Genomic DNA, 13,860 nt, shown 5'->3' with positions numbered 1-13,860 from the left:
TCAGACATAGGTCTGCAGTTTTTGGGTGTGCTGCCCCATCGCAGCCGTGATGCGGTGACCGCCGACCCGGCGTGCCGCGCCATTGCCCGATCGCCAGCGTTTGGTGATGCCATTCGACCAGCCCCGCAACCCGAATCACCACACTGGCCAACGCTCCCGGCCAGAGGGGCGATCGCTCAGCCGTTCACAATCACAGCCGCAGCCCCTGGACAATGGCGTCCAGGTGAGGCTCAAATGCGGCCAGAACCGCTGCATCGGAGAACGGCCCGCCAGGGTCGCCGCTGATCGCTCCGGTAGCGACCACATGAACCCAGTCGCCCTCAACGGCCACGTAGCCGATGCCCCGGTCAAACAGAGTCCCGTCGGGGCGGATGACGGTGTAGCCGTAGCGCAACCCCGGCTGGGAGCCCACGGCGATGTCCTGGGGCGGAGCCGCCCCAAAGCTGAGGCTGGGGTCGGCCAGGCGGCGATTGCCCTCAATGGCCGCGTAGTGATCGGCCACCCAGGCCTGCAGAAACGCTCGCTCTGTCCCTGGGCTGAAGGTTTGGCCAGTGGGCAGGTCGATCGCACTCACCGGATAGCTGAACCGTTCCACGGTGCCAACCAACTCGCCGTTGGCCCGCACACACAGCAGCACGGCATTTTCGCAGGGCTCAACCTGCCAGGGCTCAGGTGCCGAAACCACCCCCAAACTTTCGGCCCAGCTGCTTGTCGGGGCCACGGGGTCGGTGACAGCTGCGCCAGGTTCGGGTAGGGGCGCAGGCTGCGGAGCCAGCGGTACCCTCGCGCAGGCGATTAAGATATTCGAAACTAAAACTATTCCAGCCAGGGCTGACAGGCGAAGCGAGGTTCTCATGGTATTCGGGGGTGAGAGCAGCTCTAGCACCTCGCCACCGCGGCCTGATACGGGCGGCGCAAGGTACAGAATCTGGGGGATAAGCGGGGATTGCCGTCTGGTCTAAATCGACAGGTCTGAAAGGAACGAGGGCAATACCATCACGTTACTTCAGCCGGGCTGAGACCAATTCCGCAGCCTGTACCAGAATGTGTCCCGCCTAACCCCCATCTTCCCTGGGCGATCGCCTCTCTGCCCGTGGGTTACGGGAATTGAAACATGGCATTCAAAATGATCGCGCTGAGGCGATCGCCACCCCTCAAAACGGCAGGTATCCGGTGGCAAATAGCGTGTATCCAACGCTCATGCCCAACATAGCTACAGCGAAGTGCCACAGACTGGTGGGGTTGAGAGTAGGGAGACTGTAGAGGGTGTTGTGGCGACAGCCCAACGCACTGCGCCGGGCCGCTTCGATGCGTCGCGTAAAGCGATGACGCACCCCAGGGTAAGTTGTACCGAAACCAAATCCAAATCCCGAATTCCCGGGGGCAAACACCGTTTGCCCCTACAGGACTCAAATTGGGTTTACTTAGAATCCATCGATCGCCGGGGGTTGGACCTGCCCGAGCGTGACAGGTTGAACGACTGTGAAAACGCCTTCTTGCGGGCACCGGCCACATCGCCGCGCTGGTAGTCGGCCTCCAGGTCTTCCAAAACGGCCTGTTCCTCGCTCAGCATCTGGCTGGGGGCCATACAGTCCATTGCCAATCGGGCATCGCTGAGCAACTGCCGGGCTGCCACATAGTCACCCCGGTCGGAGAGCTCAATTGCTTCGCGGCGGGCGCGGGCCGCCATCAGCAGGGCCACCTGTTCCTGTACTGTCTCGTCGGCGGGGAAATCGCTGAACTGCTCCACGCTCACCAGGGGCAGCTCCAGCCCGGCGCGCAGCACCTGGCGGCCCGGTTGGTCGGTGTTGTTCCAGGCCAGCCGCACCTGGAGCAGCTCGGTACTGCGGCTGAGGGCGGGCACCTGGAGCCGCACCACCGCGTGAATGGGCGACCCCACCATCAGGTTGGGCAGCTTGTAGCGCCCGGTGTCGGTCAGATCGAAGTCGTTCAGCACGTCCAGCACCGTCACCCCCCGGCCGGGTTTGACCCCCAGGCTGACCCGCTGCCCCAGGGTGGCGGCCAGCCCAGAAAGCTCGGTTTCAAACAGGGCGGGCAGCTGATCCGGCGATTCGATGTGGAAGAAGTTGCCGTCGCCGCTGCGGGCCATCGCCGCCAGCAGATCTTCGCTGTAGTCGTTGCCGATGCCCAGGGCGGTGGTGCTTACCCCCCGCTGGGCCAGCCCGTGGACGTCACTGGCGATCGCATCTGGCCTGGTCTCCCCCACGTTGGCCAGCCCGTCGGAGAGCACAATTACCCGGTTGAGCTGGTCGGGGTTGAGGTATTGGCTGACCTGCATGCCCGCCTCCACCCAGCCCGCGTGGAGGGCGGTGGACCCCCGGGAATGGATGTGGCGCACCTTGTCGAGCAGGGTATTTTTGTCGGTGGCCAGGGTGCTGGGGACCAGGGTTTCGATCCGATCGTCAAAGAGAATAACGCTGATGCGATCGCAGGGCAGCAGGTTTTCGATCGCAAACCGGGCCGCCTCGCGGGCGTAGTGCATCTTTTGGCCCTGCATCGAGCCCGAGCGATCGATGGCCAGGCTGAGGTTGAGCGGCACGCGATCGGTGCTCAGGGTGACGGCTGGGGGGGTGATGCGCACCAGCACATCCAGGGTGATGGGCTGCTGGGCGACAATCGCCCCGTGCAACGGCAGCAGTTCGACAGTGGGCAGGGCGGGTTTGGCTTGGGTCATGGTGGTGGCCTTTGGGATAGGTTGAGGTGGGTGAGGTGGTCGGCAATCAGCCGCAGCAGGCTGTCGCGCTCGTGGGCCGTGGTCGGTACCGCAAAGTCCTGGCGGACGTGCAGCTCCAGACCGTCGAGAATCTCCAGACGGGTCCAGGTGGGCGGGGGCGATGGGGCGGGCGGGGGCGGGGCAGCCTCGAAGGATGGCTGAAAGGACGCCCCATGGGGGGGCCCCAGGTATTGCCTGCGCCCTCCGGCAGCGCGATCGGGTGGGGGCGTTGCCTGGCGATCGCGAATTTGGGACAAAAACGCCAGGGCCGGGTTGGCCGCCTCCACGGTGAGTTGTACCCCTCCTTGCAAGATGTTTTCCAGGGCGGCATCGGACTGGCCGCTGATCAGGCCGCCAATGGAGCTGGTGCTGTAGCCTTCCGCCAGCAAACGGCGCAGCACCAGCAACTGCAGTAGATGTCGGTAGGTGTATCGGGCTTCGCGCCCCTGCTTGAGGGGCCGGTCTAACCACCCCTGAGTGGTGTAGTGGCGCACCAGCCGAGGGTTTACCGGCTCTTGCCCGCGACTGCCAGAAACCTGGTCGGGCAAAAACTGGGGCAGTAGGTCGTTGGTCACGTCCACAAAACGCTCCAGGACCATCTCGGGCTGTTGCTGGGCAATCTGTTGCAACATGCTCATGCCCCCATAATAGACACTTGCAAAATAAAATGTCAATAACATGCGAAATTGTAATCATGGTCGATACCCAGGCTCTCCCCTGGCTCGCACCATCCGCTGAGGGGATGGGCCTCTGCCCCGGTCTGCCCCGTCCATGAATCCACCAGGCTGACCGATTAAGATAAGTAAAGACCCTACCTGTCGCTGGGAGCTTACCCCTTTCGTGCAAACTGCCCCTCGTCCCACCGATGACTGGACTGAACCGTCCGCTCCCGGCTCCATCGTGCTGGATACCCGCGACCTCGCCAAGACCTACGGGCGGGGCAAGCAGCGGTTTGAAGCGGTAAACCAGGTCTCCCTCACCCTGCGCCAAGGGGAGGTGCTGGCCTTTTTGGGACCCAACGGGGCCGGCAAAACCACCACGATCAAAATGATTGCGGGCCTGGTACGCCCTACCCACGGGCGGGTGATTGTGGCGGGAGAGGACCCCCACCGCCAGTCCCGTGCCCTGCGCCACATCGGGGCCGTGCTGGAGGGCAACCGCAACCTGTACTGGCGGCTGACCCCGGCAGAAAATCTAGACTATTTCGGCGTCCTGCGGCAGGTGCCCCGTCAGGTGGCCCATCGTCGGGGGCTGGAACTGCTGGCCCGCTTTGGGCTGGAGGAAAAGCGCCATACCCCGGTGCAGAAGCTCTCGCGGGGAATGCAGCAAAAGGTGGCGATCGCCGTTGCCCTGATCCACAATCCCCGGCTGCTGCTGCTGGATGAACCTACGCTGGGTTTGGACGTGGAGGCCAGCGAAATGGTGAAAGCCCTGGTGCGCCAGATTGCCCAGGAGGGCCGCGCCATTCTGCTCACCACCCACCAGCTGGATGTGGCCGAAGCACTCTCGGACCGGGTAGCGATCATTCGCCGGGGGCGGATCATTGCCGAGCAGTCCACCGAGGCCCTGCTGAGGGAATTTTCCAGTTCCACCTACCACCTGGAGGTGGAGAACGACCTGTCCCCAGCGCAGATCCAGGCCGTGATCCAGCTGGGGGGGACGGTGCAGGGCCGGCAGATTGCCTACGCGGGCAGCCCAGAAAACCTCTATGGGCTGCTGGGGGCGCTGCGCCCGGTGCCGCTGGTGGCGGTGCAGCGCGATCGCGCCGACCTCACCCAGGTGTTTCTCAAACTGGTCAACGACCAGCCGCATGTCTCCCCATGATCGATTTGCTCCACGCCGAACTCAAGCGCACCTGGATTCAGTTCGTCCGCTACCCCACCGAGGTGATCGCCGGAATCGTCATCATCATGGCGGTCTTCTACGGGCTGTTTGCCAGTGCCCAGTACATTGCCGGGCCGGGGTTCGCCTTTGGCGATCGCCTCGATGCCGTCGTCCTGGGCTACGCCCTGTGGACTCTGATTATTTCCGTCAACAACGACATCGCCATCAACCTGCAAATCGAAGCTGAAACCGGCACCCTGGAGCAGGTGTTTCTCTCTCCTTTTGGGGCCCCGCGCGTATTTCTAGCTCGGGCCTTTGCCAGCCTCGCCCTGCGGCTGGGCATTCTGGCGATCGTGCTGCTGCTGTTGATGGGCCTCTCCGGTAGTCGCCTGGCCTTTCCGCCCCTGCTGCTGCTGCCCCTGGCCTCCCTGCTGCTGGCCGGGTATGGACTGGCCTTTTTGATGGGGTCGGTGGCGCTGGTGTTTAAGCGGGTGCAGCAAATTTTGGGCATCTTCCAGTTTCTGCTGCTGTTTTTGCTGGCCGCCCCCCTGGAAGAATTCACCGGCCTGATGCAGTACCTGCGGTTCCTGCTGCCCATGCTGCCCAGCACCGGCCTGCTGCGCGACTTGATGGCCCGAGGCGTAGGACTCGACTGGGCCACCTTTGCCCTGGCCCTGCTCAACGGGATCGTCTATTTCGTTCTGGGGCTGCTGGTATTCCGCTGGGCAGAAACTACCGCCAAGCAGCGGGGCTCCCTCAGCGGATATTAGGCCCCCATCTGGATCGCATAACCCGATTTATTCTCCATCCGCCGTAGGGGCATTGCCTGCAATGCCCCTACAACGCGGTTAAGGATTGGCCGGGCGAATGGGACCGTTATAGAGAATTTCAAAGGTCCGGTTGGGGTTTACCAACACTTCCGTTTCGTAGGAAAAAATGGGGTTGCCGCTGGCATCGCGAGCTTCCGGACGAAAGCCCCTGAAGGTAAACAGCAGGGAACCATCCTCGTTGATCACCATGGGAGCACTGGCCGTGGGACCATGCATAGCCGGCTCGGCCATGTAATTCCCTAACCCCCCATTGGCAGTTTCGGCGGCACTGCGGGCTATGTTTCTGCCCCGAATCAGGAAGAGTGGGTCTACGTCGCCCTGGATCTGAGGATTGGCGGGATCAGCGGGGGACTGGGCAGGGGCACTGGTGGGGGAGAGGCCGACCACACCTAGGGCAAGGGCTAGAATGAACCAGTTTCGCATCACAACAGCTTCTAAAGGACAGGAGGATTCTCATCCGGCATCCCTGACGTACGACGCCCTAACTGGCCCGGGGGCCGGGGTAGTCGCCATCAGAGAACCGATCTGACGGCAGGCAAAACTGCCGCTGCACCCGATCCACTATAGCGACTTCCCAGCGGAGCTTGGGCCAGGGGATAGGCCAGTTCGTCGCCCGCACCCCGGCTTTGAGGGAGTTGCACACCAATCCATACGTTTATTAAACAGGGGAGGCCGACTCAGTTCAGGCCGTCGGCCATGGCAAAGGCTAGCACCTCCTGCTCAGCCCCGTTGACCACCCAATCCTCGCTCCACCCCAGCTCTTCGAACAGCAGGCGCTGGGCTTCCAGATCATCATTCCGGGCCTTCACCTGCTCCCCGAGCGGTGAGCGGTGTAGATGCAGCGTGGTTCGCAGGAGGGTAGGAGGTGGGCGTTGCTGGATGCAGGTATGATTTGCCCCCCCCCGCCCCCCAATTCTGGGGGGAGTCGAAATCTCAAAGTTCCCCAGAATTGGGGGATTTAAGGGGGCGATGAGAGGATGTCGAGTTTACGGATTCATTACTCAATTCAGCAACGCCGGAGGTGTTGGATGTGAAAGCCCCGAGGGCATAATCGGGTGAGTTGGGTAGGTGCCGGGGACTGCCGTTTTTGGGAAGCTTGTAGATGCAATTGGCCCACACCGCCGGAGACGTGATCGACAACCGCTACCGCATCGTGCGTGAGCTGGGGCGGGGGGGAACCGGGATCACCTATCTGGCTGAGTCATTAGAAACAGGGCAGAACGTTGCGCTCAAAGAGCTTTCCCTCAGGGGACTGAAAGACTGGAAACAGATCGAGTTGTTCAAGCGGGAAGCCCAGACGCTGGAGAGCCTTGACCATCCGGCGATTCCTGCCTACGTGGACTACTTTGAGGTAGATACAGCGGACAATCGGCTGTTTTACCTGGCCCAGAAGCTGGCCCAAGGGACCTCTTTGGCCGATTTGGTCGCCTCGGGCTGGCGGGTTGACGAAACTGAGGCCCGCGAGATTGCCACAGCCATGCTCAAGGTGCTGGATTATTTACATTGTTTAAATCCGCCAGTCATTCATCGGGACATTAAACCTCAGAACATTATCCGAGGGCAGGGTGGCCGTATTCATCTGGTCGATTTTGGTGCCGTGCAGACGGTTTACCGCGACACCATGAGCCAGGGCAGCACCGTAGTCGGCACCTATGGTTACATGGCCCCAGAGCAATTTCGGGGGCAGGCGGTACCGGCGACGGATCTGTATGGTCTTGGGGCTACGTTGCTCTATCTGTTGACCCATCAGTCCCCGGCAGATTTGCCCCAAAATCGCCTCCGCATTGACTTTCGCCGTCATGTCTCTGTCTCCGATGCCTTTGCTGACTGGCTCGATCGGATCATCGATCCTCTGGTGGAAGATCGCTTTGCCTCGGCCCGTGCTGCTCTGCGGGCCCTGACCCAGCCCTCGGGGGCAGCGGTTAGCAGGGTGCAGGAAAGGTCGCTGGCCCCTCGCCGCCCGGTGGGTACGCGGGTACGGTTGCACAAAAGTCAGAGCAGACTGCTGTTAGAAATCCCCGCTGCCGGCATCCAGGAAAGAGCCCTGGGCCCTGGGCTGATGGCACTCGTTTCAAATGGTATGTTTTTGTTACTGGTCCTTAGCATTGTGAGTGATGGACCATCCCCGCTCGAAGTCCTGGGCTTCTTAGGCTTCTTGATGCCCCTGGGGTCGTTGGCGTTGGGGATGCTGCTGGTTTTCCTAAACAGTCTCTTCAGCAAAGCCAGGTTGGAGATAGGTCCTCAGCGGTTTGTGCTGGAGCGGCAACTGTTGATCTGTAAGCGCCAGGTCCAGGGAAAGACTGCCGACCTCTCGGGTGTAGTTCTGCAGACGGCTTACAAAGAGAACTCTAAGTCAATCCCGGCCATTACGCTGTTCGAAGGTTTAAAACCCCACAAATTTGGGGTGTACCTTACTCCGGTGGAACAGAACTGGCTGGTGCACGAGCTTGACTCATTCATTAAAGCCATAGGTTAATGAGCCTGGATGGGGTCTGCTCCGTTGCCACCAGGATGGGCGTCTACACGGTCGACCGGTGCTGGTTCGGAGGTGGTAACCCTGGTACCAGGGGGGCAGGAATTGATGAAGCACTCTGAGACTGCTCCGGGGGAACCAACAATTTCCTCCTGGGGACAGATTGAAATTTGGCAATTTCTAGCCCCAAGACTAGGATCTATCTAAAAGGAGATTGGGAATAAATCTGACGTTGGTATGGTGTCTGAGCGTGATGCTGTGGTTTTGGCATCGGCGCTTACCTCGCTAAAGAAGATGATTCCCCATGACAGCAGACCTCAAGATTGGAGCCATTTTAAAGAGCAATGGTCAGTGTCGTTTTACCGTTTGGGGACCTGAGCTAGACTCCGTTGAACTAGAGCTGGTATCGCCTCAAAAAGATACGGTTTTAATGCAGAAAAGCGAGGATGGCTACTGGACGACTACGGTTGAAAATGTTGCCGCAGGGACGCAGTATTTCTACCGCGTGAACCAGTCCGAGGATCTCCGGCCCGACCCGGCGTCGTTTTATCAGCCGGAGGGGGTCCATGGTCCCTCGGCAGTGGTTGACCTCAGCCAGTACCAGTGGAGCGACGACGGCTGGAAAAACATTCCCTGGCAGGACTACGTGATCTACGAAGTCCATATCGGCACCTTTACTAAAGAGGGCACCTTTGAGGCCGCGATCGCGCAGCTGGCCGACCTCAAGGCGCTGGGCATTACCGCGATTGAAATTCTGCCCGTGGCGCAGTTTCCGGGCGATCGCAACTGGGGCTACGACGGCGTGTTTCCCTACGCTACCCAGAACTCCTACGGCGGTCCGGAGGGGTTCAAGCGCCTGGTCGATGCCTGCCACCGGGAAGGGTTGGCGGTCATTTTAGATGTGGTCTACAACCACTTTGGCCCCGAGGGCAACTACACCGGCTGCTTTGGCCCCTACACCACCGACAAGTACAACACCCCCTGGGGCAACGCCATCAACTTCGACGACACCTGGAGCGACGGCGTGCGCGAGTACTGCATCGAAAACGCCCTCTACTGGCTGCGTGAGTTCCATGTCGATGGGCTGCGGCTCGATGCTATCCACGCCATCTACGACTTTAGCGCCAAGCACGTGCTGGCCGAGCTGGCCGAAGAGGTGGCCAAACTGTCGGACCAGCTGGGCAAACCCCTCTACGTCACCGCCGAAAGTGACCTCAACGACACCCGCATTATTCGTTCCCCCGAGCAGGGTGGGTTTGCCCTCCAGGCCCAGTGGTGCGACGACTTTCACCACGCCCTGCACACCCTGGTCACGGGGGAGCGCTACGGCTACTACCACGACTTTGGCACCTGCGAAGACCTGGCTACGGCCATCCGCGATCGCTTTGTCTACAGCGGCAAGTTTTCGCCCTTTCGGCGGCGGCGGCACGGCAACGATGCCACCGATTTGCCCTCGCACCAGTTCATTGTCTGTGCCCAAAACCACGACCAGATTGGCAATGCCAAAGGCTGCGATCGCCTCTCCAAGCTGATTCCCTTCGATGCCCTGAAGCTGACGGCGGCGGTGCTGTTGACCTCGCCCTACATTCCGCTGCTCTTTATGGGCGAAGAGTACGGCGAAGTTGCGCCCTTTAACTACTTCATTGACCACAGCGATCCGGAGTTGGTCAAAGCCGTTTATGAGGGCCGCAAGCGCGAGTTTAGAGAAGCCCACGGCTTTGGGGAGCCGGCCCCCGCCCACGAAGTTTCTACCTTTGAGGCCTCGAAGCTGAACTGGGACTCGCGCCGGTCGGGGCACCACAAAACCCTGCTGGACTTTTACCGGCGGCTGCTCGAACTGCGGCGACAGCTCCAGCTCAGCACCCCTTCTTACTCGGCCGATATAGACATCAAAGTAGCTCGCGATCGCGACCAGGAGGTGATTGTCTACCAGCGCAGCCTACCCGATGGGCCCCTGCTGTTCCTGATGAATTTCCAGCAGGCCGTCACCACCATCGAGCTAGAAGCGCCCCAACAACCCTGGCAGCTGAAGCTGGACTCAGCTGCGACCGAGTGGAATGGGCCGGGGTCATCGCTACCTGAAACCATTGCCGAAGCGCAGACGCTGGAGCTTCCCCCCCTCAGCTTTACGCTGTATGCAGTGGCCTAGCTGGCCCGGATGGGTCCGCTTGAGGGAGGTTTCCAGGGGCTGTCATCCAGGGGCCTCCGGCAATTCAACCCTCAGGGGTGACAGCCCCCTGGCCTGGGTTTTGGGTCGGGTGTGGCAATGCTGATGGTAAAGGGTTCCTGGCCAGAACTGATGACCCGCCCTACGTCTATTTAATCTTCCATCCTCTTTTGGAACTCGCCATGCGTATTCCCACCGCCACCTATCGGATTCAGTTCAACTCAACGTTTGGCTTTGCTGCGGCCCAGGGCATTGTCGATTATCTAAAGAATCTGGGCGTTTCAGACATCTATGCGTCACCTATTTTCAAGGCGCGCCAGGGCAGCACCCACGGCTACGATGTGGTTGACCCCACCCAGCTCAACCCCGAACTCGGCGGGCAGGAGGCGTTTCAGCCGCTGATCGACACGGCGCACCACCACGGCCTGGGCTGGCTCCAGGACATTGTGCCCAACCATATGGCCTACGACGGCCAGAACCGCTACCTGATGGATGTCATGGAGTACGGGGCCAACTCGCCCTACTTCGACTTTTTTGATATCGAGTGGGAAGGGCCAGAGGAGCTGGGCGGCAAGGTTCTCGCGCCCATGCTAGGCGATTTTTACGATCGCTGCCTGGAGCGGGGCGAAATTCAGCTCAGCTACGACGAGTCGGGCCTCAGCGTCAACTATTACGGCCTTCAGTTTCCGGTACGAATTGAGTCCTACGGGCGGTTTTTGAGCTACCAGTCGGGGCGACTGGCCCAGCATTTAGACAAGCGCGATCGCACCTTCATCAAAATTTCTGGCATTCTCTACCTGGTCAAAAATGCCATTGTCGATCTGCACGGGCGCGAGTACCGCGACCAGGCCCAGTTTGCCAAGGGGCTACTGTGGGATGTCTACCAGGACAGCGACGAGGTACGCGAGTTTATCGACCAAAATCTGGTCATTTTTAACGGCACCCCCGACCAGCCCAGCAGCTTTGATCTGCTCGATGAGCTGCTGTCGGAGCAGTTCTACCGGCTCTCGTTTTGGAAGGTGGGGGCAGAGGAACTCAACTATCGCCGCTTCTTCACCGTCAACGAGTTGATTTGCCTCAAGGTGGACAACGAGCAGGTGTTTGACCAGACCCACGACCTGATCTGCCAGATGGTGAAGGGCGGGCAGTTTAACGGCGTCAGGGTGGATCACATCGACGGGCTGTACGACCCCACCCGCTACCTGGAGCGGCTGCGCGATCGCCTGGGCGACACCTACATCGTGGTCGAAAAAATTCTGGAGTCTGAGGAAACCCTGCCCTCGGGCTGGCCGATTCAGGGTACCTCGGGCTACGACTCCCTGACTCAGCTCAACGGCGTTTTTTGTCAGCAGGAAAACCAGGACTGGTTTACCCACATCTACCAGCAGCTGACCGGAGAATCGACCCCCTACACCGAGCTGGTGCGGCAGAAAAAACAGCTGATTGCCGATACCAACCTGGTGGGGGACATCAATAACCTGGCCCGCTTTCTCAAGCGGGTGTGCCAGCAGTACCGCTACGGCCGCGACCTGACCCTGTACGGTCTGCGTACCGCCATCGAGGAGGTGCTGGTGGCCTTCCCGATCTACTGCACCTACGCCAACGAAAAGGGGATTTCGGAGCGGGATCTGGCCTACGTGCAGGAGGCGATCGAATCGGCTCGCAGGCGCATTCCCCAGCTGGTCAACGAGCTGAACCTGATCGAAAAATTTCTGTCGCTCAACTACGAAGGTTCGCTCCCCGACGAAGAAAAGGCCCAGTGGTTGCACTTCGTCATGCGCCTGCAGCAGTTCACCGGCCCGCTGATGGCCAAGGGCCTGGAAGACACGCTGTTCTACAGCTACAACCGCTTTATCAGCCTCAACGAGGTGGGCGGGTCGCCGGGGCACTTTGGCCTCTCGATTCGGCAGTTTCACCAGCGACAGCAGCAGCGGCAGCAGCAGTGGCCCCACGCCATCAACGCCACCTCCACCCACGACACCAAGCGCAGTGAGGATGTGCGGGCACGGCTCAACGTGCTGTCGGAGCTGCCCACGGAGTGGGAGGCAGCGGTGAACAGCTGGCGCAGCCTCAACGGCAGCCACAAAACGGTGGTACGCGATCGCGTGGTGCCCGACGCCAACGACGAGTATTTTCTCTACCAAACTCTGGTGGGGGCCTTCCCCTTCGACGACAGCGAATTGGGCAGCTTTAGCGATCGCCTGGCCGAGTACGTGGTCAAGGCCGTGCGCGAGGCCAAGGTGCACACCGCCTGGCTCCGCCCCGATGCCGACTACGAAGACGGCTACGTGGCCTTCACCCGCGCCATTCTCACCCCCGGCGACGACAATGCCTTTTTGAAGGCGTTTCGGCCCTTTCAGCAGCGGATCGCCGACTACGGCATCTACAATTCCCTGGCCCAGGTGGTGCTCAAGCTGTTGCTGCCCGGGGTGCCCGACATTTACCAGGGTCAGGAACTGTGGGACTTTAGCCTGGTTGACCCCGACAACCGCCGCCCGGTGGACTACAACCTGCGCCGCCACTGGCTGCACGAACTCCAGCACTGGGCCGAGGGCGACCGCCCCAGCCTGCTGCAAAACCTGCTGGAGTACCGCCGCGACGGACGCATCAAGCTGTGGGTGACCCACTGCGGCCTCTCGGTGCGGCGGGCCTACCCCGAGCTGTTTGAGCTGGGCGACTACCAGCCCCTGTTTGCCCGGGGCACCGCCGAAGACAGCGTGGTAGCCTTTGCCCGGCAGCGGGGGAATCAGTGGGTAGTGGCGATCGCGCCCCGTTTTTTGACTCGGTTTGTGGCTGAGGGCGACTACCCGATTGGCAAAGCCTGGGCCGACACCACCCTAGCCCTGCCCCACCACGTCAGCACCTGGCAGAACTGGATTACCGGTGAAACAGTGACCGCCGCCGAAGATACCCCCCTGGCGACCCTGCTGGACACCTTCCCGGTAGCCATCCTGATTGGCGAAGCCACGGAATGATCCTTCCACAAAAACCCACAAAAATGGCTGCCAGCGGGCAGCCATTTTTGTGGAAGGCTACAAACCTTGTCTACACGGCCAAAAATTCCTGGATGATGTCGTTGGTGAGTTCGCGAGTGGGGCCGTTGGCGACCACGCTGCCCCGCTGCATGGCGTAGTAGTAGTCGGCTTGGCGGACAAAGTGCAGGTGCTGCTCCACCAGCAGCACCGAAATGCCCGTGGTCTTGATAATCTGCTTCACCGCCGCTTCAATGTCGAGGATGATCGAGGGCTGGATGCCCTCGGTGGGTTCGTCCAGCACCAGCAGCTTGGGCTGACCCATGATGGCGCGGGCGATCGCCAACTGCTGCTGCTGCCCACCGCTGAGGTCTCCCCCCATGCGATCGAGCATGGTCTTCAGCACCGGAAATAGTTCGTAGATGTGCTCCGGTACTTCCTTCAGAGGCTTGCCACGCCGGCCCAGCGCCTCCTGACCGATCAGCAGGTTTTCTCTCACCGTCAGCCGGGGGATCACCTCCCGGCCCTGGGGTACGTAGCCAACACCCAGCCGAGCCCGGCGATCGGGCGATAGCCCATTCACCACCTGGCCCTCAAACCGAATCTCGCCGGTGCGGGGCCGCAGCACCCCCATGATGTTCTTCAGCAGGGTGGTCTTGCCCACGCCGTTGCGGCCAATCAAACACACCATCTGCCCCTTGGGCACCGTCAGGTTCACATCCCGCAGAATGTGGCTCTCGCCGTAGTAAAAGTTCAGCCCCGAGATCTCGACCATGGGGGCGGTAGCGGGGTCTTGCAGGGTGGGGGAGGGGAGGGTAGTGGTCATGGTGGCGTGGATGGGTAGGGGAAGGTGGGCGGGT

Annotated in this window: 14 protein-coding genes; 5 read left to right on the top strand and 9 right to left on the bottom strand. The window is 60.9% G+C overall.

The window, feature by feature from the left end:
• The 5 genes from NF78_RS33045 to NF78_RS18245 form a co-directional block, all read right to left on the bottom strand.
• Positions 1-129, bottom strand: coding sequence for a hypothetical protein (locus NF78_RS33045; protein ID WP_263970653.1), 129 nt, complete (start codon positions 127-129; stop codon positions 1-3).
• 61 nt (positions 130-190) lie between these two features.
• On the bottom strand, positions 191-856 hold the full coding sequence (locus NF78_RS18255) for a hypothetical protein (RefSeq protein ID WP_156119874.1): 666 nt from the start codon (positions 854-856) through the stop codon (positions 191-193).
• A gap of 298 nt (positions 857-1,154) precedes the next feature.
• Positions 1,155-1,334: a hypothetical protein gene (locus NF78_RS31350; protein WP_156119873.1), complete on the bottom strand. Its 180-nt coding sequence runs from the start codon at positions 1,332-1,334 to the stop codon at positions 1,155-1,157.
• 86 nt (positions 1,335-1,420) lie between these two features.
• Positions 1,421-2,695: a vWA domain-containing protein gene (locus tag NF78_RS18250; RefSeq protein WP_035990620.1), complete on the bottom strand. Its 1,275-nt coding sequence runs from the start codon at positions 2,693-2,695 to the stop codon at positions 1,421-1,423.
• Positions 2,692-3,366: a MerR family transcriptional regulator gene (locus tag NF78_RS18245; protein ID WP_225885368.1), complete on the bottom strand. Its 675-nt coding sequence runs from the start codon at positions 3,364-3,366 to the stop codon at positions 2,692-2,694. Before NF78_RS18245 ends, NF78_RS18250 begins: the two co-directional genes overlap by 4 nt.
• A 208-nt stretch (positions 3,367-3,574) precedes the next feature.
• On the opposite strand from NF78_RS18245, the gene NF78_RS18240 reads away from it, so the two are divergent.
• Positions 3,575-4,558, top strand: a complete 984-nt coding sequence (locus NF78_RS18240; protein WP_081972751.1) for an ABC transporter ATP-binding protein — start codon at positions 3,575-3,577, stop codon at positions 4,556-4,558.
• A complete protein-coding gene (locus tag NF78_RS18235; RefSeq protein ID WP_035990616.1) occupies positions 4,555-5,328 on the top strand; it encodes a hypothetical protein in 774 nt (257 codons plus the stop codon). The genes NF78_RS18240 and NF78_RS18235 overlap by 4 nt, the downstream gene beginning before the upstream one ends.
• A gap of 78 nt (positions 5,329-5,406) precedes the next feature.
• Here the strand turns inward: NF78_RS18235 and NF78_RS18230 are convergent, their stop codons facing one another.
• From NF78_RS18230 to NF78_RS33040, 3 genes are read right to left on the bottom strand one after another with little or no spacing between them, the layout of a single operon-like run.
• Positions 5,407-5,811, bottom strand: coding sequence for a hypothetical protein (locus NF78_RS18230; protein WP_052050722.1), 405 nt, complete (start codon positions 5,809-5,811; stop codon positions 5,407-5,409).
• A gap of 58 nt (positions 5,812-5,869) precedes the next feature.
• The gene (locus tag NF78_RS31345) at positions 5,870-6,034 is read right to left on the bottom strand and encodes a hypothetical protein (protein ID WP_156119872.1); all 165 of its coding nucleotides are present in this window, start codon (positions 6,032-6,034) and stop codon (positions 5,870-5,872) included.
• Positions 6,035-6,065: 31 nt separating this feature from the next.
• Entirely contained in the window at positions 6,066-6,197 is a 132-nt protein-coding gene (locus NF78_RS33040; RefSeq protein WP_263970652.1) for a hypothetical protein, read from the bottom strand.
• 293 nt (positions 6,198-6,490) lie between these two features.
• On the opposite strand from NF78_RS33040, the gene NF78_RS18225 reads away from it, so the two are divergent.
• The 3 genes from NF78_RS18225 to treY all read left to right on the top strand — a co-directional run bounded on the left by NF78_RS18225 (position 6,491) and on the right by treY (position 13,003).
• Complete coding sequence (locus tag NF78_RS18225; RefSeq protein WP_035990615.1) at positions 6,491-7,864, top strand: serine/threonine protein kinase; 1,374 nt, start codon at positions 6,491-6,493, stop codon at positions 7,862-7,864.
• 301 nt (positions 7,865-8,165) lie between these two features.
• Complete coding sequence (treZ, locus tag NF78_RS18220) at positions 8,166-10,010, top strand: malto-oligosyltrehalose trehalohydrolase (RefSeq protein WP_035990613.1); 1,845 nt, start codon at positions 8,166-8,168, stop codon at positions 10,008-10,010.
• Positions 10,011-10,210: 200 nt separating this feature from the next.
• Positions 10,211-13,003 (top strand): malto-oligosyltrehalose synthase, encoded by a 2,793-nt coding sequence (treY, locus tag NF78_RS18215; RefSeq protein ID WP_035990611.1) that lies wholly within the window; start codon positions 10,211-10,213, stop codon positions 13,001-13,003.
• A gap of 70 nt (positions 13,004-13,073) precedes the next feature.
• Here the strand turns inward: treY and urtE are convergent, their stop codons facing one another.
• Entirely contained in the window at positions 13,074-13,826 is a 753-nt protein-coding gene (urtE, locus tag NF78_RS18210) for an urea ABC transporter ATP-binding subunit UrtE (RefSeq protein ID WP_197064921.1), read from the bottom strand.
• Positions 13,827-13,860 lie beyond the last annotated feature (34 nt).

This window comes from Leptolyngbya sp. KIOST-1, from assembly GCF_000763385.1.
Classification (GTDB): domain Bacteria; phylum Cyanobacteriota; class Cyanobacteriia; order Phormidesmidales; family Phormidesmidaceae; genus Nodosilinea.
Note: the sequence above shows the minus strand (reverse complement) of the source record. Positions and strands in the feature narration are given on the sequence as shown.

Bases quoted from the DNA above. Each gene is read 5' to 3' on its own strand.
- urtE (WP_197064921.1), bottom strand. From the start codon at position 13,826: ATGACCACTACCCTCCCCTCCCCCACCCTGCAAGACCCCGCTACCGCC.
- NF78_RS18245 (WP_225885368.1), bottom strand. From the start codon at position 3,366: ATGTTGCAACAGATTGCCCAGCAACAGCCCGAGATGGTCCTGGAGCGT.
- treZ (WP_035990613.1), top strand. From the start codon at position 8,166: ATGACAGCAGACCTCAAGATTGGAGCCATTTTAAAGAGCAATGGTCAG.
- NF78_RS18250 (WP_035990620.1), bottom strand. From the start codon at position 2,695: ATGACCCAAGCCAAACCCGCCCTGCCCACTGTCGAACTGCTGCCGTTG.
- NF78_RS18225 (WP_035990615.1), top strand. From the start codon at position 6,491: ATGCAATTGGCCCACACCGCCGGAGACGTGATCGACAACCGCTACCGC.
- treY (WP_035990611.1), top strand. From the start codon at position 10,211: ATGCGTATTCCCACCGCCACCTATCGGATTCAGTTCAACTCAACGTTT.
- NF78_RS18255 (WP_156119874.1), bottom strand. From the start codon at position 856: ATGAGAACCTCGCTTCGCCTGTCAGCCCTGGCTGGAATAGTTTTAGTT.
- NF78_RS18235 (WP_035990616.1), top strand. From the start codon at position 4,555: ATGATCGATTTGCTCCACGCCGAACTCAAGCGCACCTGGATTCAGTTC.
- NF78_RS18230 (WP_052050722.1), bottom strand. From the start codon at position 5,811: ATGCGAAACTGGTTCATTCTAGCCCTTGCCCTAGGTGTGGTCGGCCTC.